At 60.9% G+C, this 20,153-nt stretch carries 24 protein-coding genes and 2 pseudogenes; 3 read left to right on the top strand and 23 right to left on the bottom strand.

The features are described from left to right. From IPK70_17420 to IPK70_17370, 11 genes are all read right to left on the bottom strand, one after another. Positions 1 to 891, bottom strand: an 891-nt coding sequence (locus IPK70_17420; GenBank protein MBK8228941.1) for an amidohydrolase, incomplete at its 3' end; no start/stop codon positions are given. 8 nt (positions 892 to 899) lie between these two features. Then, positions 900 to 1,430, bottom strand: a complete 531-nt coding sequence (locus tag IPK70_17415; protein ID MBK8228940.1) for a 3-hydroxyanthranilate 3,4-dioxygenase — start codon at positions 1,428 to 1,430, stop codon at positions 900 to 902. A gap of 89 nt (positions 1,431 to 1,519) precedes the next feature. Then, positions 1,520 to 2,026: a hypothetical protein gene (locus tag IPK70_17410; GenBank protein MBK8228939.1), complete on the bottom strand. Its 507-nt coding sequence runs from the start codon at positions 2,024 to 2,026 to the stop codon at positions 1,520 to 1,522. Between the two features lie 102 nt (positions 2,027 to 2,128). Beyond that, positions 2,129 to 3,964, bottom strand: coding sequence for a T9SS type A sorting domain-containing protein (locus IPK70_17405; protein ID MBK8228938.1), 1,836 nt, complete (start codon positions 3,962 to 3,964; stop codon positions 2,129 to 2,131). Between the two features lies 1 nt (position 3,965). Further along, complete coding sequence (locus IPK70_17400; GenBank protein ID MBK8228937.1) at positions 3,966 to 4,463, bottom strand: hypothetical protein; 498 nt, start codon at positions 4,461 to 4,463, stop codon at positions 3,966 to 3,968. Positions 4,464 to 4,718: 255 nt separating this feature from the next. Further along, positions 4,719 to 5,522, bottom strand: coding sequence for a hypothetical protein (locus IPK70_17395; protein ID MBK8228936.1), 804 nt, complete (start codon positions 5,520 to 5,522; stop codon positions 4,719 to 4,721). A 221-nt stretch (positions 5,523 to 5,743) separates the two neighbouring features. Next, positions 5,744 to 5,977 carry a T9SS type A sorting domain-containing protein gene (locus IPK70_17390; GenBank protein MBK8228935.1) on the bottom strand — a complete coding sequence of 78 codons (234 nt, stop codon included), beginning with the start codon at positions 5,975 to 5,977 and terminating at the stop codon, positions 5,744 to 5,746. Next, on the bottom strand, positions 5,911 to 6,273 hold the full coding sequence (locus IPK70_17385) for a hypothetical protein (GenBank protein ID MBK8228934.1): 363 nt from the start codon (positions 6,271 to 6,273) through the stop codon (positions 5,911 to 5,913). Before IPK70_17385 ends, IPK70_17390 begins: the two co-directional genes overlap by 67 nt. Continuing rightward, positions 6,257 to 6,586 carry a hypothetical protein gene (locus IPK70_17380; GenBank protein ID MBK8228933.1) on the bottom strand — a complete coding sequence of 110 codons (330 nt, stop codon included), beginning with the start codon at positions 6,584 to 6,586 and terminating at the stop codon, positions 6,257 to 6,259. The genes IPK70_17385 and IPK70_17380 overlap by 17 nt, the downstream gene beginning before the upstream one ends. Before the next feature lie 24 nt (positions 6,587 to 6,610). Further along, entirely contained in the window at positions 6,611 to 7,423 is an 813-nt protein-coding gene (locus tag IPK70_17375) for a hypothetical protein (protein MBK8228932.1), read from the bottom strand. 85 nt (positions 7,424 to 7,508) lie between these two features. Further along, positions 7,509 to 8,300 carry a hypothetical protein gene (locus IPK70_17370; GenBank protein MBK8228931.1) on the bottom strand — a complete coding sequence of 264 codons (792 nt, stop codon included), beginning with the start codon at positions 8,298 to 8,300 and terminating at the stop codon, positions 7,509 to 7,511. A gap of 292 nt (positions 8,301 to 8,592) precedes the next feature. Here IPK70_17370 and IPK70_17365 point away from each other — a divergent pair, with 292 nt between their 5' ends. Further along, complete coding sequence (locus IPK70_17365) at positions 8,593 to 9,492, top strand: hypothetical protein (GenBank protein ID MBK8228930.1); 900 nt, start codon at positions 8,593 to 8,595, stop codon at positions 9,490 to 9,492. Positions 9,493 to 9,503: 11 nt separating this feature from the next. Here IPK70_17365 and IPK70_17360 read toward each other — a convergent pair whose 3' ends face one another. From IPK70_17360 to IPK70_17340, 5 genes are all read right to left on the bottom strand, one after another. Continuing rightward, positions 9,504 to 10,205, bottom strand: a complete 702-nt coding sequence (locus IPK70_17360; GenBank protein ID MBK8228929.1) for a cation transporter — start codon at positions 10,203 to 10,205, stop codon at positions 9,504 to 9,506. Positions 10,206 to 10,244: 39 nt separating this feature from the next. Then, positions 10,245 to 11,009 carry a DUF4349 domain-containing protein gene (locus IPK70_17355; protein MBK8228928.1) on the bottom strand — a complete coding sequence of 255 codons (765 nt, stop codon included), beginning with the start codon at positions 11,007 to 11,009 and terminating at the stop codon, positions 10,245 to 10,247. Between the two features lie 152 nt (positions 11,010 to 11,161). Continuing rightward, the gene (gene gatC, locus IPK70_17350) at positions 11,162 to 11,458 is read right to left on the bottom strand and encodes an Asp-tRNA(Asn)/Glu-tRNA(Gln) amidotransferase subunit GatC (protein MBK8228927.1); all 297 of its coding nucleotides are present in this window, start codon (positions 11,456 to 11,458) and stop codon (positions 11,162 to 11,164) included. A 97-nt stretch (positions 11,459 to 11,555) separates the two neighbouring features. Then, a complete protein-coding gene (locus tag IPK70_17345; GenBank protein MBK8228926.1) occupies positions 11,556 to 12,098 on the bottom strand; it encodes a 1-acyl-sn-glycerol-3-phosphate acyltransferase in 543 nt (180 codons plus the stop codon). Further along, positions 12,062 to 12,358 (bottom strand): hypothetical protein, encoded by a 297-nt coding sequence (locus IPK70_17340; protein ID MBK8228925.1) that lies wholly within the window; start codon positions 12,356 to 12,358, stop codon positions 12,062 to 12,064. Before IPK70_17340 ends, IPK70_17345 begins: the two co-directional genes overlap by 37 nt. A 92-nt stretch (positions 12,359 to 12,450) precedes the next feature. Between IPK70_17340 and IPK70_17335 the strand changes: the two genes are divergently transcribed. Both IPK70_17335 and trpS read left to right on the top strand, forming a co-directional pair. Beyond that, a complete protein-coding gene (locus IPK70_17335; GenBank protein ID MBK8228924.1) occupies positions 12,451 to 12,645 on the top strand; it encodes a DUF433 domain-containing protein in 195 nt (64 codons plus the stop codon). A 243-nt stretch (positions 12,646 to 12,888) separates the two neighbouring features. After that, positions 12,889 to 13,859 (top strand): annotated as a pseudogene (gene trpS / locus IPK70_17330) (tryptophan--tRNA ligase). A gap of 48 nt (positions 13,860 to 13,907) precedes the next feature. Here the strand turns inward: trpS and IPK70_17325 are convergent. From IPK70_17325 to IPK70_17295, 7 genes and pseudogenes are all read right to left on the bottom strand, one after another. Next, entirely contained in the window at positions 13,908 to 15,047 is a 1,140-nt protein-coding gene (locus tag IPK70_17325) for an amidohydrolase (GenBank protein MBK8228923.1), read from the bottom strand. A 181-nt stretch (positions 15,048 to 15,228) separates the two neighbouring features. Next, complete coding sequence (locus tag IPK70_17320) at positions 15,229 to 15,552, bottom strand: amidohydrolase family protein (protein ID MBK8228922.1); 324 nt, start codon at positions 15,550 to 15,552, stop codon at positions 15,229 to 15,231. Further along, on the bottom strand, positions 15,471 to 17,921 hold the full coding sequence (locus IPK70_17315; protein ID MBK8228921.1) for an amidohydrolase family protein: 2,451 nt from the start codon (positions 17,919 to 17,921) through the stop codon (positions 15,471 to 15,473). Before IPK70_17315 ends, IPK70_17320 begins: the two co-directional genes overlap by 82 nt. After that, the gene (locus IPK70_17310; GenBank protein ID MBK8228920.1) at positions 17,815 to 18,156 is read right to left on the bottom strand and encodes a hypothetical protein; all 342 of its coding nucleotides are present in this window, start codon (positions 18,154 to 18,156) and stop codon (positions 17,815 to 17,817) included. The genes IPK70_17315 and IPK70_17310 overlap by 107 nt, the downstream gene beginning before the upstream one ends. A 217-nt stretch (positions 18,157 to 18,373) precedes the next feature. Further along, positions 18,374 to 18,753 (bottom strand): annotated as a pseudogene (locus IPK70_17305) (type II toxin-antitoxin system death-on-curing family toxin). Then, the gene (locus IPK70_17300; protein MBK8228919.1) at positions 18,750 to 18,950 is read right to left on the bottom strand and encodes a hypothetical protein; all 201 of its coding nucleotides are present in this window, start codon (positions 18,948 to 18,950) and stop codon (positions 18,750 to 18,752) included. Before IPK70_17300 ends, IPK70_17305 begins: the two are co-directional and overlap by 4 nt. Before the next feature lie 15 nt (positions 18,951 to 18,965). Beyond that, positions 18,966 to 20,153: S9 family peptidase (locus IPK70_17295; protein MBK8228918.1), on the bottom strand; the 1,188-nt coding region annotated here is incomplete at its 5' end.

Here is a 20,153-nt window from a genome sequence, read left to right as displayed (position 1 = left end):
GAACGGATAGCCGGCGCCCATGGCCACACGGTTGGCGCCGAAGAGATCAACCACATGCCGCAGCACCGCAGGGTCATGCACCAGCGCATCGATCCAGAAGCGGCCCATGTATTCGCGCGGGTTCACGTTGTTGTCCACCGCGCAGAGGTCCGGACGCATGATGAAGCCATGCTCGATGCGGCCCAACGTGGCGGGGAAGGATCCGCCGCCGTGCGCGAAGGCGACGCGTAGTTTCGGGAGCTTCTCAAATAGCCCGCTGAAGATCATGCTCACGATGGCAGTGGTGGTCTCCACCGGCATGCCCACCAGCCAGGGCATCCAGTACTTGTCCATGCGATCGGCGCCCATCATGTCCCAGGGATGCACGAAAACGGCCATGCCTAATTCTTGGCAGGCTTCAGAAACTTGTAGCAGGCGCGGCTCGCCGAGGTTCATGCCGTTGATGTGCGTGCCGATCTGGATGCCGACAAGGCCGATCGACTTGCAGCGCTCCAATTCCTTGATGGCGAGTTCCGGCTCTTGCATGGGCACGGTGCCCAGGCCCACGAAGCGCTGCGGCCACTTCTGCACGATGCCCGCGATGTGGTCGTTGAGGAACATGGATAGATCGAGCGTATCGTGCGGCTTGGCCCAATAGCTGAACATGACGGGCACCGTGCTCAACACCTGCACATGCACCTGCTGCGCATCGCATTCGGCCAAGCGCGTTGCGGGGTCCCAGCAATTGGCTTGCACCTCACGGAAGAACTTGTCGTCCATCATCATGCGCGCGCAGCCGGGCCTATGATGATCCAAGTGGATGAAGCCGCGGTAGCCGTAGCGTGCGCCGAAATCCGGGATATTCTCCGGAAGGATGTGCGTGTGGATGTCGATGGAGAAGAGCTCCGCCATGTCAGGAATCACACGAAGCGCGGATCGGTCTCCATCACATGGCCGCATTGCTTGCAGGTGCGCAGGTCAACGCTGGCGTAGAACTCGCGGAAGCGCGGCAGGAAATCCTTCTCGATGTTGTGCAACACGAAACGGTACTCGTGCAGGCGATTGTTGCACTGCTCGCAGTACCACTGCAGGCCGTCGAGCATCTCGCGGTCGTCGCGCTTCACCTCGATCACCAGACCAACCGTATTCGGCCCGCGGCGCGGCTGGTGCGGCACGTTGGCGGGCAGCAGGAACATCTCGCCCTGCTTGATGGGGATGGTCACCGCCTTGCCATCCTCTTGGATGCCCACTTCGATGTCGCCCTCCAATTGGTAGAAGAGCTCTTCGGTCTCGTTGAAGTGGTAGTCCTTGCGGGCGTTGGGGCCGCCCACGATCATCACGATGTAGTCGCCGGCATCGGCGTACAGATTCTTGTTGCCGACAGGGGGCTTCAGCAGGTCGCGGTTATCGGCGATCCATTGCTGCAGGTTGAAGGGGCGACGGATTGGCATGGGCGTGGGCGTGGTATTGCCGCCGCAATGTAGCGGAGGCAGCCAACGCACGATGCGATGGGCCTGGCGAAGAGCGGGCGGTTGGGCCGTCAGTGCTTGACGGAACGGCCGGCTTGCAGCAGGGCAGCGCCATTGGCGCGCATCATGCCTGCCGTGTACTGCTCCTGCACGAAGGCCAGCACTTGGCGGTTCCACTTCACCATGGCAAAGGGGAAATCGAGGACATCGGTATCGGCGCCCTCGTACTTCTCTGCGCGCAGCATGCTCATCTCCATCTCAATGGGAACGAGGTTCTCCAGTTCCGCGGGCACTTTGCCGCGCGTATCAACCAGCATGCGCTTGGGCAGGAAACCTTCTTTCTGGAACACGATGGCGAACTCCTTCTGAAGGCCGAGCCCGAGTCCGAAGCGGCCACTCTTATCGGTTAGCTGCGTCGCCACGATTTCATTTCCCTCATATACCACCACTTCGCAGCCGGCCAGCTTCTTGTCGCCATCGCTGATACGCCCAGTGACCTCAAGCACACGGGAGTCGGTAGGCTGGGCCATGACACAGGTGCCCAAGAGCACCACCAGCAGGGAGAACAGGTGTTTCATGGGGGCCTTGTACCCCCTTGCGTACCCGGTGGTTACGGCAGGCCGGAATGCAGCAGGGCGGACCTTCCGGCCCGCCCTGCACTGGTTCCAGATTCAATCCGATCAGCGCACCACCATGCGCAGGGTGGCTGCTTGGCTCTCGCTGGTGAGGCGCACGGTATAAGTGCCAGCGGCGAGCTTGCCCGCGAGGCCGAATACATGCGGTTGGCCTTTGACCAAGGTCACGCGTTCATCATGAGCGATACGGCCGCCCAGGTCGAGCACCGATACCTGCACCAGGCCATCAACTTGACCTACCACGCTGAACTCACCGTTGCCGGGGTTCGGGAACAGGTTCCACACGCTGGCTCCGAGCTGGCCAACACCATCGCAGAGGTCCACGTTCACGAGCACGTAGTTGTTGCTGAATGAGAGGCAGGTGCCGGTGGAAGTGATCTCCGTGGCCAACTCGCCGGGCTCTGCACCCACGAGATCGCCATTGTGGCTGATGCCCCATACACGGTACAGCCCGATCGGCGCGCTGTTGAAGTCGAGCGATCCGCCCACGAGCACTGCAATGATCACGTCATTGTCATCGGTGAGCACGAAGGTGTACTCCTCGCCGCTGGTGCTGGTGGTGAGGAAGTCGATCACATCGGAGTTGATATCCTGGCACACATCCACGCTGAAGAAGCCGTTGCTGGTCTGCACCGTGCCACCTTCGCAAACCACTGTGGGCACATCGCCCGTGAGGCAGATGCTGAATGCACCGCCATTGCCGTAGTACAGGTTGCTGTACACCTGCACCACGTAATCCGTGAAGGGCGAAGTGGTGATGGTGATGGGATCCTCGGGCGTGATGTAGCAGTCGAGCTCGTTGCCGCCGCAGGCATCGTAGATGGCGATGGCGTGATCTTCCATGGTGCCGGAATCGAAGGTGAGGGTGACCTCCGTATTCTCACCGGCGTTGAAGGTGTACCACACATCGAAGAGGTAGCTGCCCTCCTCATCGCAGCTAGGCACGCCACCGTCTATGTTCGAATAGAAGTTGTTGCCAGCGACAGCATTGGCCGGGCAATCATCAACGGCATTGATCGCCAAGGGGGCCGCGCTGATGCAGTTGTCGTTCGACGGGCTGCAATCCTCCACTACCACAGGAGCGCCTGCAACATCGAGTGCGCCGCAGATGATGCCACCGCCCTGCACGAGCAGCGCGTTGATGTCGAAGCCGGTGGTGACACCCAGCTCGATCACGCCGGGATCGATGGTGCTCGGGTCGTAAACCAAGGTGTGGATCGTGTAGTTGCCCGCTTGGCTCACGGTGAACACAGGACCGCCATTGAGCGCAACAATGGTGAGCCCGGCGCCTTCGGTAAGCGCGTAGGCCACTTCGTAGCCATCAGGCACCGAAGGCAGGGTGGCGTGGCTTGCGCTCACTTGTGCTTCGCCGATGAAGAGGCACATGGGACTCTCATCGATCGTGAGCGTGCCAGCGTCCGCATCGCAGACGATGCAATTCTCTACAGTGATGGCCGCACCAGCCGCATCGAGGCTGGCGCAGATGCCATTGTCGGTAACGTACTGGAGCACATCGAAGCCCGTCGTCACGCCCAACTCAACAATGCCGAGGTCGAGCGTGCTGGGGTCATAAACGAGCGTGTGGATGGTGTACTCGCCTGTTTGGTCCAGTTGGAAGAAGGGAGCGACATCCGCATCGATGATCACCAGACCAGCGCCCTGAGTGAGCACGTACACAACCTCAAACCCGTCAGGCACTACCTCATCGCCGTTCGGTGTAGCCACAATGATCACCGTTCCGCCAGCATCGAGGCAATAGGTGTCCTGGTCAGCGGTGATCGTGCCTGCATCAGCGTCGCAGGTGCAATCCTCAACGGTTATCGGCGCGCCTGCCACATCGAGGCTCGCGCAGATCTCATTGGCTTGGATGTACTGAAGCACTTCAGCTCCTGTGGTAACACCCGGCTCCAATGATTCCCAGGTCGAGCGTGGCGGGTTCGTACACCAAAGTATGAATCGTGTAGTTGCCGGCTTCGGTCACTGTGAAGTTGGGGGTGCTGTTGGCGTCGAGGATCACGAGGTCGCCACCCACGGTGAGCACGTAGGCCACGCTATAGCCATCGGGTACCACAGCATCGCCGTATGGTGTTGCGCTGATTGCAGCCGTGCCCGCATCGAGGCACACCTGGTCTTCATCGGCGGTGATGGTGCCAGCTTGCGCCTCGCATTCCAAGCACTCGATCACAGCTATCGGTGCACCAGCCACATCGAGGCTGCCGCAGACGGTGCCGCCACCTTGGATCAGGAGGGCAAGAATGTCACCTGCCTGCGTAATGCCCAGTTCCACACCGCTCAGGTCGAGCGTATTGGGGTCGTACACCAAGCTGTGGATGATGTAATCGCCGAGGGCGTCAACGAAGAATGCGGGGGTGGCGGACACCTGCTGGATGACCAAATCGGGACCGCTGGAGCACGTGGAGCACCTCGTAGCCTGTGGGCACAGTAGGCAGCTCATCGAATGCCGCGTCGATCAGCGTGGGGCCATCTTCAAAGCAAACCTCCGGGCGGTTCGGCGAAAGGGTGCTCGCATCGGCATCACAGGTGGCCGGCGCAGGTCCCTGCAGGCAGATCGTGAAGGTGGGCGTAGTGGGGTTGGCAGCAGCGTAGTGGAAAACACGCAGATAGTAGGTATTGCCTACGACGAGACGGTAAGGTTCAAGTTCACGGCCACGCCGGTGGAACCCTCAGCTAAGCAAATAATCGGCGCGCCATTGCAGCCCGCAGAGCCATCGCGCAGTTGAACCACAGGGTCGAAGCCCGCGCTCGGAGTCACATTCAACGTGTGGGTGGTGCTGGTAGCCACGAAGCGGTACCAGACATCATCGTTCGGGTTGGCCAGGAATCCGGAGCAATTCACCAAGCCGCTTATGCTCGCAGTGGCATTCTCCGTTGTGCCCGAAACGGGGTTGCAGGTGGGATTGGGTATGAGTTCAATGGCGTTCGCGCAATCATCGTTCGCTGGCACAACGCCTTCGGTGATGCAGATCGTGAAGGTCGTGGTTGCCGGAATCGTAGCGCCGTAGGAGAAGACACGCACGAGGTACTCGGTGCCGATGGTCAATCCGCCGGCGGCGAGCACTTCAAGACTGTTTGCGCCTACGATGTCTTGGCAATCGATGGGCGTGCCGTTGCAGGCACCGACGAGCAATTGGATCACCGCATCGAAGCTGGCGCTGCTCTGAACTCGGATCAGGTGCGCAGTTGCGGTAGCCGTGAACTTGTACCAGACATCATCATCGGGCGTGGCATTGAAGCCATCGCAGAGCACCGTTCCGGGGATGCTCTGGGCGCTAACCACATCGCCAGCAACGGGCGTGCATGTGGCACCGGGGATGAGTTCAATGGCACCAGCGCAATCGTCGTTGGCGGGCTGCGCAAGAGCCGCCATCGGGGCAAGGCCGCAAGCCGCGATCAAACTGAAGAGGAAACGTCGGATCATGTTGTGGGGTTTGGGATTGTAGGAGTCGCCTCAGTGAGAGGCGTTGAAGCAGAGACGGTGCGAGAATTCGATTCGCCGCTTGCTTTAGGGGGCAAATATTCCGTCACTCGCAGCACGTTTCGTCCGATTCATCGAACGATTTATCCACATCCGGGGTGTGCTTTCCGGAAAACAAGCGGGGCGGCCCAATAGGCCGCCCCGCAGAAAACAAATCAGGTAGCTCAGCGAATCACGATGCGCTGCTCCTCACGGGCATCATTGCCCGACATGCGCAGCACATAGGTGCCCGAAGCCAAGCGCCCTGCGAGGCTCAGTTGCACATTAGAACCGCTTGCCACGGCACGCTGCTCCGCGTAGGCCACGCGGCCCACAGCATCGAGCACCTCAATCAGCACGCTGCCATGAAGGCTTCCGGTGCGAACGACCAGGTCGCCATCGGTCGGGTTCGGGTACACCCGAATACCGATTCGCTGAGGCCCGACGCTCCGGTGATGATGCCGATCATGTCCACCGTGTAATCCTCCACTTGGCCATAAGTGCTGGTGTCGCACGGCGTGGGGTTCGGGGTGTTCGGATAGTTGGCGCTCACATAGGTGTCGTGCAAGCGGACGCGCATGCGCGTTGGGCCAGCCGTAGCCGTGAGCGGCACGGTCACATTCCCATTGAAGGGGCCAACGCCCGGCGCAGAGCTGAAGATGATCTCGCCCGCATCGAACACGGAGTTCTGGTCCCAGTCAACCCAGGCCAGCACTTCGATCCGTAGCGAAACCGCCAGCGACCGTTACGCTCAATGGGTACGATTGGCCGGCCACCACGGAAGCGGGCGTTCCCAGCGTGAAGTCCTCATAGCCCGCGTTGCTCGTGCTGTTGTTGTTGATGCCAGCGAAGGTCACGTTGCTGATCTTCTCGAACTGCAGCGAGTTCGCACTGGCCTCGCAGTAATCGCTCGGCGGCGCGCAAGGTGCTGCTGCCACGTTGATGGTGTACGGTCCCGTGGCGCCCACATCGGTGAGCACGGGGTAGTAGTACGTGCCGGCCGGCACGTTCGTGTATTGGATGGTCACGTTGTCGTTGCCGCAGCCGTGGTCTCAAAAGAGGCAGCCTGCACGAAATCCGTGAATGGGCAGCCGATGAAGAGGTTGAGGAACGAATTCTCGAAGGCTGGCGTGGTAGCGCAGTATGACAACGTGATATTGGCGCATTCCCGTGGTCGTGAAGGAGTGCCATACGCTGCCGAAGCCGAGTTCTTCAGTATCGGTGGCTCCGGTGTTATCTCCGCTGAAATCAACGCTGCCGGGCACACTGAGGCCCACGGGGGTCACAGCCGTGCAGAGGTCATTGGGCGGCGTTCCACCACCCCCGCAAGCCGTTGTGATCACTTGGATGCTGTAGGCGCCCACTGGCGTATTCACCGGATCCACGAGCACCGGGATGTAGTAGGTGCCGGCGGCCAATTCAGCGAAGCTCAGCGTGCAGTTGTCAACTGAAACGGTTCCTGCGAGGATTCCTGTGATGAAGTCAGGACAGCCCACGGACAGGTTGATGAGGAAATCGTCGAACTCTGAGCCGGGCACGCAATAGTTGATGTCCACATTGGCGCAGGTCGCGATGGTGAACGCCTCCCATACGATAACGAATCCCGTGGTTCCGTCCTCCGTAGCTCCGGTGTTGTCTCTGCTGAAGGTGTTGGTGCCAGGCACAGCGATGTTCGCTGCTACGGCGCCCGTGCAGTCGTCGTTCGGCGGTGTGCTGCCCCCGCCGCCGGAGGTCACGCAGGTGGTGAAACCGAATACGGTCTGAGCGGCTGCATAGGTCCAGTAATACACCCGGTAGCGGTAAGTGTTGCCCGGCGTGGTCGCGATGGTCAAGGTCTCCGTGGCGCCGCGCAGGGTGGCGTCCACGCAACCCAATGAGGTCGGGCACCGCAAGTGCCGCTGAAGGCCTCCAGGATAGGGTCCATGCCGGTGGTGGCATCACCAGCACCAGTCACCGAGATCGTGGTGCTCGCGTCCGTTGCCACGAAGCTGTACCAACGTCGTTCGCCGCAGTGGCCAGGAAGGTGCCGCAGGTGGCGGGCGCCTGGGATTGAGTGGCGTTCCGCGTGGTACCGTTCGTGGCGATACAGGTAGCGTTCACGCCGATGGAGGTGGCGCTGGCGCAGTTGTCGTTCACCGGTGCGCTTCCGCCGCCTGAGGAGATGTTCAGCACGTAGTCCTCGATCTCGCCGTAGCTGGCGTCACCACAAGGGGTATTGTTGAACACGTTGATGTAATCCGTGCCATCGTGCGTGTCGTGCAAACGGATGCGCATGCGCGTGGTGCCAACCGCAGCCGTAACCGGGATGGTGATGTTGCCCGTGTAGATATCGAGCGCACCAGTGGGCGAGACCAGCACTTGCTCGCCGGCATCGCTGAAATCGAAATCCTGGTTGTAATCGATCCAAGCCAGCACCTGGCTCTCGCTGAATCCGGTGGTGAGGGTGGTGGTATTCACGTTCACGCTCAACGCGTAAGTCATGCCCGTGGTCACATTGCCCGCAGGCGTGGGGTAAAGCGTATAGGCCGGTGCGGTGGGAGCCACATTGGCCGTAGAGTTGTTGATGTTGGAGAACGTGACGTTCACGATGCGCTCATCGAGATCAAAATCGATGGAGCCTGAGGCGCTCGCCGCGCAATAGCCGCCGCCACGCGAAACAACGCCATTGCTGTTATTGTGCTTCAGCTGCGCTTGCGGGGCACGGCGCAGGGTGGCACCGGCGACACTCGGCCGACCCGGCATTGGACCGCGCATCCATGCGCGACTGTGCCGCAAGGCCGAGAGCACCGGCCACGGCCAAGCCGCATCCGAGTGCCCGAAGGGTAAAGAGATTCATCATCGTGGTTTGGGTTTGAGGCCACGAAGTGACGCACTGCCGAGCAGGATTCCAAACCCAATTCGATGAGTTTCGTAGAAGCGCCACCTCAAAGTGAACACCGTGATGTGAAACCCGTGATGATGGAATAACGATCCGGGCTGCCATGCCCATCTAGTTTCGCCAACCACGCATGAAAGCAAACTCTCCCAGTACCCCGTGCTCACCTTCAGGGCGCTCACATTAGGCTATCAATTCGCCGTGGTGGGCTTCGTGAAATGGCATCTGCCCGATGGTGCGCGCATCCACGACGATGAAACGGCGCACATGGTCTTCCGCCTGCGCGCATTCGGCCCCTTGGCCTTCGCCATGCTGCTCACGGCATGGTTCGAGGGCAAGGCGGGACTGCGCAACCTCTTTGGCGCTTTCCTCAACTGGCGTGTTGGGCCGCAGTGGTACGCCTTGGCCTTCGGCTGGAAGTTCCTGTTCACCTATACTGGCATCATTGTCATTTGGCTCTTGGGCATCAAGGGCTGGCCGGGGTGGGCTGCCGGCGATGGCCCCATGGGCTTGGCAAGCATGCTCGAGAAGCTGCTATACAATATGCCCTTCATCGTCGGCATCGCCTTCGTGGAGGAAACAGCGTGGATGAAGTATTGCGTTACCCGCATGCAGGAGCGCTTCAGCGCCTTCCGATCATGCCTGCTCGTTGGCATCGGCTGGGGCTTGTGGTACCTCCCTATGCTGCTCGTGGGCGAAGGGGTGCCCGATGGCTACCCGTGGCCAGTGTTCCTGCTGAGCATGGTTTGCCTTACCATCCTTCTCGGCTGGACCTACAACATGACGCACAGCGGCACCGTGCTGCTGATCATGCAGATCGTGAGCAACTGCGCCTTCTTCATCATTCCCGTACTGCCCGATTGGCATGCTGGCGACGCCACCTATGTAACGGGCTTCGTTGTGGCGAACTTCGTCAGTGCCGCTACGCTGCTGCTGGTATTCGGCTGGCGCGAACTGGGAACCAAACCCCGAGCGCGTTGGAGCGATGGCATGCCGAAGCCTGCAGTTGTTGAAAGCAGGAAGGCCCGCACCAAATCCGTTGCTGAGGTCGAAGGCTGATAGGCGAAGCGCTACGCGAGCATAACCGTGGCCATCGCGATCATCAACGCGTCCTCGGCGATCGTCACCGTGCTCATGGGCAGGTTGAACACCGTGCCCAGGCATGCGCAACGAATGCGCTGCTTGTTCAGCACCGCGCGCAGCACGCCCAGCAGGCTGAAGCCCATGACAATGATGGTGGCCATGCTCACGGCATCGGCATGCGGCGCCACAAGGTAGGCGCTGCCCAAGGCCAGGTCGATGAAGGGAGAGATGAAGCCATAGGCCTTCCAGCGCATGGCCAAGAGGTCGTAGCCCGCGTAACTCTCAGCGAAGCCGCGCAGATCGAGCAGCTTGAAGAACGAGAAGGCCAGGAAGAAGCCCGCCATGAAGCGCGCCATGAAGCCCATACCATCGAAAGCGCCTTCGCGGAATGAAGTGATCGACGCCACGAGTGTGATGAAGCCGATCACCAGTGCAAGCGGGTAGTAGGTGCGCAAGCTGAATTCGGCATCGGCTGTGGGCGCTTGCAATTCGCCCAAGCCGTACTTGGTGCCACTGAGCACATTCGCGATAACGGCGGGTTCGATAGGGTGCGCAGATTCAACTGTCGCAACGGCACTCTCCAGATCAACGCTGACGGAAAGGGCACCCGGTATCGCGGCCAGTTTCGACTGGACCTTGGCCGCGCAGCCCGCGCAGGTCATGCCGGTGATCAGGAAGTCGCGCTTCATGCCGCGAAGGAACACGACAAGCGCCCAATCCGTTCGCACTCATGTTCGCGACCGCTTCCGCCTCGCGACCATGATCCAGATCGCGCCCACGATCAATAGCAGCACTGGCCAGATGCGCGCAAGACCTACCAGCATGGCCAGCAGCAAGCGCCAACCGCCCGTGAAGCCATCCCCCATCTGGCTCCAGAATCCCATGGCCGTCGATTTCGGCACAGAGCAGGTCACGCGCAGTGTGCTCATGGCCACTTGGTCTTGCATCGTCTTCAGCTGCGCTTCCATGCTCTCTACTTCGGCTCGAACACTCTCCAGCGCGCGTTCGAGTTCGAGCAACTCACTGACTTTCGCGGCGCGTGCGATCAAGTCCAGGTAACGGCGCTCCAATTCGCGCTTCGATCGCATCCGGGCTTCCGTGTCGGCGATGGAGGCTGTCACATCCTCTGCCGTAAGGGATTGGTATTTCAGCTCGCCAAGGGCATGCAATGCGGTTATGGCACCATCAAGCTTCTTGGAGGGAATCCGAAGGCGGAGCACCAGCGCTTTCCGATCGCTCCAGTCGTTCAACTCCTCACCATCGATGTACCCGCCAATCGACCTCACCAAACGAAGCACCTGCGCACGCGCAGAATCCAGGTCCTTCACCTCGTATTCGTACTTGCCCGTGCGAATGACTTGACGCGCCGAGCTATCCAGCACTGCGGGCGTGCCGTTTTCGGTGCCTTCCGACATGCGCGACTGGCCATCAAAGAAATCCGGATCAACCTCGAGCAACAGGTCTTCCGAGATGTTGTTCGCGGAGGACATCATATCGAGCGCTTCCTGATGACGATCGCGGCCACAAGCAATCAGAAACAGGAGCAAGATGGGTAACGCGATTCTGTTCATGGCATGAGAACGCATTTGTGCTCTCGTGTGGTATCCGCTGGATGCAAGCTTCAACCCTCAACCCCCAACCATCCTCACCCCTTATCCACCACCCGTGGCACCTTGAAGTAATCGCTGTCCTTCACAGGCGCGTTCATCAGTGCCTCCTTCTTGGTGATGCTCGTCTCGGCCACGTCGTCGCGCAGCACATCGGCCTCATCGGTCATGAAGATCAGCGGCTCAACGCCCTTGGTGTCCACCTCATTCAGCTTCTCCACGAAGGTGAGCACCTTCTCCATGTCGGCGAGCATGGCCTTGCGCGCGACTGGATCGCTGTAATCCAAGCGCGCCAATTCGGCAATGCGGTCCAAGGTCTTCTCGTCGATCTTCATTCGTTGTTCAGGTTGATGGTTGTGGGTTGAAACGAAAGCCGGTTGAGGGTTGTGTCGACGGGCCTTTCAACCCGCAACCCATGTCAACCTGCAACCCTCAACTTTCCATGAGCGGTTGCTCAATCACCTCATACACCCTACGCCGCAAACTTACCATGTCGGCCTCGCTCATGCCCGAGGTAGATATAGGGTCATGAATCACCACGCGGGCGATGCCGGGCCGTGCGCGGGCGAACAGCTCCATCGGCTCACCGAACAGCCGCCAGTGATCAACGAAGGTGATGGGCACGATGGGCACCTGCTTCTCGATGGCCAGCTTGAAGGCGCCGTCCTTGAAGGGCTTCATGCGCGGGGTGTATGCCGGTATGGTGCCTTCGGGGAAGATGGCGATGCTGGTGCCGCGATCAATGGCCTGCGCCGCCTTGCGGAATGCCTTGGCAGCGCCGCTGCGGTCGTTGCGGTTCACCGCGATGTTCATGCCCTTGAAGAACATGTTGAAGAGCGGCCACTTGAGCAGCTCGTACTTGCCGAGGAAGAGGAAGTAGCGCGGCACCACATTGTACATCTGTATGATGTCGATGTAGCTGCTGTGGTTGCAGCAGATCACGTAAGGCGGATCCGGGAACTCCGCGCTGCGCACGATGCGCGGGGCACACCGCTCATGTAAGCCAGGTAGCGCGCCCAGATTCGCTTCAGCCAGAAGGCCTTGTAATAGCGCTGCGGCGTGTACAGCAGGATGCGGAACGGGATGTACAGCAGCACCAACGAACTGAAGAAGACGAAGACGAACCAGAGCTTGTAGAGCCAGCGCAACGGCAGGAATAGCGCACGCGTCAGCTTGTTGCGGCGGCTCTCGCTGTCGCGCACGGTTGGTCGCTGGGTGGCGCTGGCATCGCTCATCGGAAGGTCGGCGAAAGTAGGGGCGCAACAACGGTTGGCATGGCGCGGGAGCGGCGCGTATCTTCGGGCTCCCATTGGACAGGATTCAACACATGCTCGATTGGCGCCAACATATCGCGGCTGACCCTGAAGTGATGTATGGCAAGCCCTGCATCAAGGGAACCCGAATCCCGGTTGATCTCATTTTGGACAAGCTGGCCGCCGGGCAGCCGATGGATGACCTGTTGGCCGGCTACCCCCAGCTCACCGAAGAAGATGTGCGGGCTTGTCTGCAGTACGGCGCATAGTTCAACATCCGCCACGGATGCACACGGATCGGCACGGATAATTCCCAATCACTTTCCCGTCCTTATGGTCGGTTGTCTTTTGAAGGCTTCGTCAACCGCAGATGTTCTGCACGGAACCGCATCCGTGTTCATCCGTGTGCATCCGTGGTTCCGCATTTTCCCGATTGTCAGTGCATACGGTTCTCTCGAGTCCGACAGACGGATTCGCCGCGACTGAAGCCCCGCCGGTACTTTCGCCGCCCCATGCCCCGCATCCTCACCGGCATCCAGAGCACCGGCACGCCGCACCTCGGCAACGTGCTCGGCGCCATCACCCCCGCCATCGCCGCCAGCCAGCTGCCCGGCACCGCCCGCTTCCTCTTCCTCGCCGACCTGCACTCGCTCACGCAGATCAAAGACGCGGCCCTGCTGCGCGGCAACACTTACAGCGCGTGGCGGCCGCCTGGCTGGCCTGCGGCATCGACACGCACCGCACGGTGTTCTACCGCCAGAGCGACGTGCCCGAGGTCACCGAGCTCACCTGGTACCTCAGCTGCTATTTCCCATACTCGCGCCTAGCGCTGGCCCACAGTTTCAAGGACAAGGCCGACCGCCTCGAGGACGTGAACGGAGGCCTCTTCCTCTACCCCATGCTCATGGCCGCCGACATCCTGCTCTACGATGCCGAAGTGGTGCCCGTGGGCAAGGACCAGAAGCAGCACCTCGAATTCACGCGCGATGTGGCCGAGCGCTTCAACCACCAGATGGGAGACACCTTCGTGCTGCCCGATGCGCGCATCGATGAGCAGGTGATGCTGGTGCCCGGCACCGATGGCGAGAAGATGAGCAAGAGCCGCAACAATCTCATTCGCCTCTTCGCGCCGGAGAAGGAGCTGAAGCAGGATGTGATGGGCATCGTCACCGACAGCGCGCCGCTCGAAGCGCCGAAGGATCCCGAGACGAACAACGTATACAAGCTCTTCAAGCTGGTGGCGCCCGCCGATGCCGTGAGCGCCATGGCCGAGAAATTCCGCGCAGGCGGCTACGGCTATGGCCATGCGAAGAAGGAATTACTTGCCGTACTGCTCGATGGCTACCGCAACGAGCGCGACACCTACGCACGCCTGATGAACGACACCGCCGAGCTCGATGCGCGATTAAAAGAAGGCGCGGACAAGGCGCGGAGCGTGGCGAGCGGGGTGCTGAAAAGGGTAAGGGAGAAGCTGGGTTACTGACCCTCCTTCAACCTCCCCTCATACTGCCTGAACAACTGCTTCTGGTGATCATCGAGCACGATGCGGCGGCCCTGGATGAAGGCCCAGCGCACATCGTTGCTGCGCATGTCGAGGGCATCCCCTTGCGAGACGATGAGTGTGGCGTCCTTGCCCACGGTGAGGCTGCCGTAGCGCTTGATCGATGCCGAGCATGGCGGCAGCATCCAGTGTGATGGCCCGTAACGCATCTTCGGATGATAGACCATACGCGCGCGCGGTGCCAGCGGTGAAAGGCAAGTTTCGCGCGCCGGCATGCTCGTGGTCGCCGGTGTAGCTGAGGCAGAAGCGGATGCCGCGCTCCTTCAGCAATGCGGGCAGTTTGTAAGGCAGGTCGATGTCGTCCTCGGGCCGCATGGGCAGGCTGTGCGTACGGCGCAGGACTACATCCACCTTGTTGTCGCGCAACAGGTCCGCCACGCGCCAGGCATCGTAGCCGCCCACGATCACGGTGCGCTTCACGCCCTCGGCTTTCGTGAATTGCACGGCCTCGGTGATCTCGCGCGCGGCATCGGCGCGAACGAAGAGCGCCTTGCTGCCATCGAAGAGGCCGCGCATCGCTTCCAAGCGCACGTCGACAATCGCGGGTGACTTCGTAGCCGAGTAAGCCTTCGCATTGCGGAAGAACTGCCGAAGCTCATCAAGTTTCTTGGCGCGTTCGTCCTTCTTCTCGCTGTCGGTCTCGCCCGGCTCGGCCCACCAGCCTTGGCGCTGATAGGCGGAAGGCCATGACATGAACACACCATCGTCGGCCTTCACGATTGCACCGTCGTTGTCCCAGGCATCGAGCTGCACCACGCTGCTGGTGCCCGCGATGGTGAGCCCGCGCGGAGCCACTTGCGCCAGCAGCACGCCATTGGATCGAATGGTGGGCGTTACGCGCGAGTCGCTCTTGTAGGCAGAAATGGCACGCAGCTCGGGCTCGTAGCGGCCCACGTCCTGCTTGTCCACCGTGGCGCGCGTCTGCTCCACTTCAACAAGGCCCAAGGGGGAATCGGGAAGGATGAAGCCCGGATAGACATGCTGGCCCTTCACATCGATCACGGTGTCGTAGGCGGCTTTCACGCCATAGTTGTAGCCCACGTAATCGATGCGTCCATCGCGGAAGCCCACGGCGCCTTCGTCGATCACCTTGCCATCGCCCACATGCACAGTGCCGCCAGTGATGAGGATGCTCTTGGATTGCGGTGGCGCGGGTGTGGATCTGGGTGGGCCACGGTGTTGATGCAGAACAACAGCATCGTCAGCAATGCAAATCGCATCTGGCCATACATATAACCCTTGTCGACCCGAAGGGTCGACGCTACAGGCACGCTGTAGCAAAGGCAGTGCGCTATTCATGGGTGTGATCTCCATCGTGCAGGAATTCATCTTCTCCCGGATCCTCGCAGCACCACAGGCGCGGGCGTTCGCGGCCGGGCTTGCGGGCAGGTGCGCCATCGGCCTTGGCCTGCATCATGGCGCGGATGATGCGGTCGCGCTCGGCAGCGATCCATGCGCGCTGCTCGCGGTCCTTCGCTTCGTCGTAGTAGCGCGCGCCATCCACCCAAGTGGTCAGTGCTCGCGCGTCGATGCTCATGGGATCAGCGCTCCAGAGCACGAGGTCCGCATCCATCCCCGGCTGCACGCTGCCGATGCGATGATCGAGTCCCAGCATGCGCGCGGGTTCAGTGTCACCATCTTCCATGCTTCCTCGGCGCTCACGCCGCCGTACTTCACGGCCTTCGCGGCTTCCTGGTTGAGGCGTCGGCTCATCTCGGCGTCGTCGCTGTTGATGCCGGTGTGTACGCCGTTGCGGTGCATGAGCGCGGCGTTGTACGGGATCGCATCGTTCACCTCGAACTTATAGGCCCACCAATCGCTGAAGGTGCTGCCGCTGGCGCCGTGCTTCTTCATGGCCTGCGCCACCTTGTAGCCTTCGAGGATGTGCGTGAAGGTGTTCACCTTGAAGCGCATGCTATCGGCCACGTGCATGAGCATGGCGATCTCGCTCTGCACATAGCTGTGGCAGCTGATGTCGCGCTCGCCGTGCAGGATCTCAGCGAGCGCCTCCATGCGCAGGTCGCGGCGCGGCGCGGCTTTGCCGTCTCGATCCTTGGGCTTCGTGGCGTTCCAGCGATCAAGCTCTTGCTGATAGGCGCGCGCCTGGTGGAAGGCATCGTAGAAGGATTGCTCAACACCCATGCGTGTTTGCGGGAAGCGCGAGCTCGGCCCCCAGTTGCTCTGCTTCACGTTCTCGCCTAACGCGAACTTGATCCGAGGCCGCGAGCCTTTCAGCAAGAGGCTATCGGCACTGTGGCCCCAGCGCAATTTGATCACCGCGCTCTGGCCGCCCATCACGTTGGCGCTGCCATGCAACTGCTGCACGGTGGTAACGCCGCCCGCGAGGTTGCGGTAGAGGTTCACATCGTCGGGATTCACCACGTCGCCGATGCGCACTTCGCTGGAGATGTGGTGCGAGCCCTCGTTCACGCCGCGCGAGATCGCGATGTGCGAATGCTCATCGACGATGCCGCAGGTGAGGTGCTTGCCCTTGCCGTCCACTTCGGTGACAGTGGGCTTGTTCTTTCCGGAGAAGAGCGCGAGCGCATCGAGCTTCTCACCCACAGCCTTCACCTTGCCTTCATGGATGAGCACATCGGCGTTGCGCAGGATGCCCTTCGAGGTATTCGTCCACACCGTTGCGTTGCGGATCACGATGGTCTCGGCCTTCGGGGCCTCCTTCCAGCCATAGCCCACCAGCGGATAGGTGATCGCACCGAACGTGCTAGACTGTTTCGCTGCCGTGCTGTCCTTCGGCATCGACTTGCCGCTCGCCGCTACCCCGCTTGCCGCTTTGCCCCCATTCGTTGAATCTGCCCTTCGCACCGCGCTCCAAGCGAACCACGCTCCTCCGGGCTTCTGCCCTTGTCCATCCCACACGCCTCCACCACCATGGACGCTGCCGTTCAACCGGATGAGCTCATCGGCTTTGCCTTTCGGCGCGAAGCTGAGGCTCACCACCGTGCCCGTGAGTTCCATGCGCGCCTTCACCTTCAGGCTGTCCGCTTCATCCGGACGACGAACAGCTGCCTCGTGCTTGCCCGGCTCGCCGCTCACCTCAAGTAGCCAGATCGCATCGCTGAGGTTGAGGTCGTAGCTGCCAGCGAGTCGAGGTTTGTTCGGGTCGTCGATCACGAATCGCTTGCCTTCCACCCACGTCTCGTGGATCGTATTCTTCTCGTGCAGCAGATGCTGCGAAGTGATGATGAAGCTCGCGCGCATGCCGGGCCGAAGTGCTCCATATCGATCCTCGATGCCGTAGAGACGCGCAGGTTCCGCGGTCACCTTCTCAATCACCTTCGCGCTGTCGAGCCCGCTGGCCACCAGCTTGCGCAAGTCCTTCCACACATCCTTCAGCTCCTTTCGGCCGTGCGTAGTGAGCGCGAACGCGACACCCGCGCTATCGAGCAGATAGGCGTTGCGCATGGCCAGCTCCCAATGCTTCAGGCGCGCGTAGCTCACCTCCAAGGCGTCGTATGGATCCTCCACATCGAAAGCCTCGGGCTGCGCGAAGGGCACGATCAGCGGCATGCCAGCCGCCTTGATCTCCGCCAAGCGCGCGTATTCATCGCCGCCGCTCTTCACGATGCCGGTGATCTGGAATTCGCGCAGAAGCTTCGACCAGCGCAGCACATCATTACGGTCGCTGGCTTCGCACACCATACGACCTGCCAACTGAATGCTGAGCGCGTTCAGCACGGCATCGGTCTCTTTCTTCTGCGGAAGCGAAGCGTACCAACGCGCATCGTGCATGGCTTGCCGCAGCAAGGCGATGCTGCCCATGAGCGAGCTGGGATAATTGTCTTGCGAGCTGCCTTTGCGGAAGCTGAAATGCGCGGCGGCATCGGCCTGCACGATGCTCTTCACGGCCGGCTCATCATTGAGCGCGATGGCCGCAGATGTGCCGCGCGCGATGCCGTCCATGCGATGCGCGATGGCCAAAGCGAAGCCTTGCTCGCGCAGCTTCGATGCCTTGGTCCGCATCGGCTTTGTAGAGTTCGTGCGCGCTGGCATCGGCGCGGAGCGCGGCGTTCCAATGGCGCGCGGCCTTGTTCTCGGCCTTGCGTTCCTCGGGCGTGCTCGATGGCAATCCCAAGTCGCTGTATGGCTCAATGAGCGCGGGCCAGATGTGCAGGCCGTTGAGGTCGCGCACCACGGCGCCCGCAGGAACGGTCACCTTCTCGCCAGCGGCCACCACTTCGCCATCGCGGATCAACAAGGTGGCCTTCTTGATCGCCGTGCGCGCATCGGTGTAAGCGTTGCGTTGGTGAATGCGATGATCGAAGGCGCTGCATCGCGCACGTGCGATGGCGGCGGGTGCTCTGCGCAGCGGCTATCAGCGGCGCGAGGAAGAGCGTGAGGAGAAGGTTGCGCATGTGTCTCATCCCGCATGAGCGGGGTGGGCCGGGCGAATGTAGAAGCCGGGGTTCTTGCGATCAATCCGGGTAAACCACCCGTCCCACCAACCACTGCACGATGCCCTCAACGTCGAGCTTGCCCGTGGCAACTAGTATCACGAGGTCGTACTTGTCGTCTTCGGTTGAAGAGATGTCCAAACCAGCATCCTGAAGAATGAGCCTCGCCAGCGCGAAGCCCGTGCGTTTGTTTCCATCTATGAAGGGATGACCAGTGATGATTCCATGCATCATCGCACCTGCTTTATCTCTTGCGGTGGAACAAATCGATGCCGTCGAAACGTGGCGTATGGCCGGTTCAGCGAGGCATCGAGGATGCCTTCATCACGAACGCCATGCGAGCCGCCGAACCGAGTGATTAGCTCGGCATGGTGGACCAGCGCCTCTTTGCGCGAAATCATTGAGCCAAGCGCTGGAGCAGGCCCTTGTCTTCCTCGATATTCTTCAGGAATCGCGACATGCGCTGCATGGAGGCGGCATCGCCTTTCGCCAGTTCCTCGATAGCGTCCATCACGTGCTGTAGCATGCTCGCTGGCGCATGATCAGGGATGTCCTTGATCCGATCCAGCATTGCTTGTTTGAGTTCCTTGGTGCTCATGGCCCGAAAGTACCCTTATCGTCCCGCCCCGATGTGCTTCTCCAGCCAACCGAAAACCGTGTCGTGCCATTGCTTCGAGTTCTGCGGCTTCAGCACCCAGTGGTTCTCGTCGGGGAAGCGCAGGTACTTCGATTCGATGCCCTTGCTCTGGCACGCGGTGAAACTGCCGATGCCCTGCTCCAGCGGCACGCGGAAATCCTTGTCGCCGTGGATAACCAGCATGGGTGCGCGCCAGGTTGCGGTGTGCATCATGGGATTGAACTCATCGTAGGCTTTCGGATTCGCGAACACGCTGCCTCCGTTCTCCCAATCGGTGAACCACAGTTCCTCGGTGGCATAGCCCATCATGCGCGTATCGAAGATGCCGCAGTGCGAAACGAGGCACCTGAAGGCATCGGGCCAGTTGCCGGCGATCCAATTCACCATGTAGCCGCCGTACGACGCGCCCAAGGCCGCAGCGCGCGCGCCATCGAGGAAGGCGTAGTTGCTCAGCGCATGCGCCCAACCTTTCTGCAGATCCTCCAACGGACGATCGCCCCAATGCTGATTGATCGCGTCGGTGAAGGCCTGGCCGTAGCCGGTGCTTCCGTGAAAGTCGATCATCACCACCGCATAACCAGCGCCCGCGTATGTCTGCGGGTTCCAGCGGTAACTCCAACCATCGCCGAAGCTGCCCTGCGGGCTGCCGTGGATGAGGAAGGCCACGGGGTACTTCTTCCCTTCCTGGTAGTTCGCGGGCTTCAGCACATAGCCATGCACCGTTTCATCGTTCCAGCCCTTGAAGCTGAATTGCTCGAAGGCGCCGAGCACGCGCTCCTCCAGCACCGCATTGAATTGCGTGAGCGGCGTGGCGCCATCGTCGATGAACATTGCCTTCGGTTTCGAGATATGGAGCTGCGAAGGCCCGTGCAAGCCGCTGCGCATGAACACGAAGCCCTTGGCTGTTTCAATGAAGGCATCCATGTGGCCCGCCTTGCTGATGGCTGTGGCCTTGCCGGTCTTGATGTCGATGCGGAAGAGCTTGTGCTTGCCAACGTCATCGGCAGTGACGAGCAGGCTCTTGCCATCGCGGCTCCACTTCATGTCCGAGACGCTGCGGTCCCAATCGCTGGCGATCACGCTCACCTTGCCTGTGGCGATGTCGCGCAGGCGCAGCTCGAAACGATCGGCTTCGTAGCCCGCGCGCTTCATGGCCTTTGTAGG

The organism is Flavobacteriales bacterium, assembly GCA_016712535.1.
In the GTDB taxonomy this organism is placed as follows: domain Bacteria; phylum Bacteroidota; class Bacteroidia; order Flavobacteriales_F; family PHOS-HE28; genus PHOS-HE28.
The sequence above is the reverse complement of the archived record's forward strand: the minus strand, read 5'-3'. Positions and strand labels throughout refer to the sequence as shown.

What these genes read in the sequence shown, in the direction of transcription:
- IPK70_17415 (MBK8228940.1), bottom strand. Translation starts at nt 1,430, where the DNA reads ATGCCAATCCGTCGCCCCTTCAACCTGCAGCAATGGATCGCCGATAAC.
- IPK70_17410 (MBK8228939.1), bottom strand. Translation starts at nt 2,026, where the DNA reads ATGAAACACCTGTTCTCCCTGCTGGTGGTGCTCTTGGGCACCTGTGTC.
- IPK70_17395 (MBK8228936.1), bottom strand. Translation starts at nt 5,522, where the DNA reads ATGATCCGACGTTTCCTCTTCAGTTTGATCGCGGCTTGCGGCCTTGCC.
- IPK70_17370 (MBK8228931.1), bottom strand. Translation starts at nt 8,300, where the DNA reads ATGCCGGGTCGGCCGAGTGTCGCCGGTGCCACCCTGCGCCGTGCCCCG.
- IPK70_17360 (MBK8228929.1), bottom strand. Translation starts at nt 10,205, where the DNA reads ATGAAGCGCGACTTCCTGATCACCGGCATGACCTGCGCGGGCTGCGCG.
- IPK70_17355 (MBK8228928.1), bottom strand. Translation starts at nt 11,009, where the DNA reads ATGATGTCCTCCGCGAACAACATCTCGGAAGACCTGTTGCTCGAGGTT.
- gatC (MBK8228927.1), bottom strand. Translation starts at nt 11,458, where the DNA reads ATGAAGATCGACGAGAAGACCTTGGACCGCATTGCCGAATTGGCGCGC.
- IPK70_17340 (MBK8228925.1), bottom strand. Translation starts at nt 12,358, where the DNA reads ATGAGCGATGCCAGCGCCACCCAGCGACCAACCGTGCGCGACAGCGAG.
- IPK70_17335 (MBK8228924.1), top strand. Translation starts at nt 12,451, where the DNA reads ATGCTCGATTGGCGCCAACATATCGCGGCTGACCCTGAAGTGATGTAT.
- IPK70_17320 (MBK8228922.1), bottom strand. Translation starts at nt 15,552, where the DNA reads ATGCTGGGACTCGATCATCGCATCGGCAGCGTGCAGCCGGGGATGGAT.
- IPK70_17315 (MBK8228921.1), bottom strand. Translation starts at nt 17,921, where the DNA reads ATGCGGACCAAGGCATCGAAGCTGCGCGAGCAAGGCTTCGCTTTGGCC.
- IPK70_17300 (MBK8228919.1), bottom strand. Translation starts at nt 18,950, where the DNA reads ATGAGCACCAAGGAACTCAAACAAGCAATGCTGGATCGGATCAAGGAC.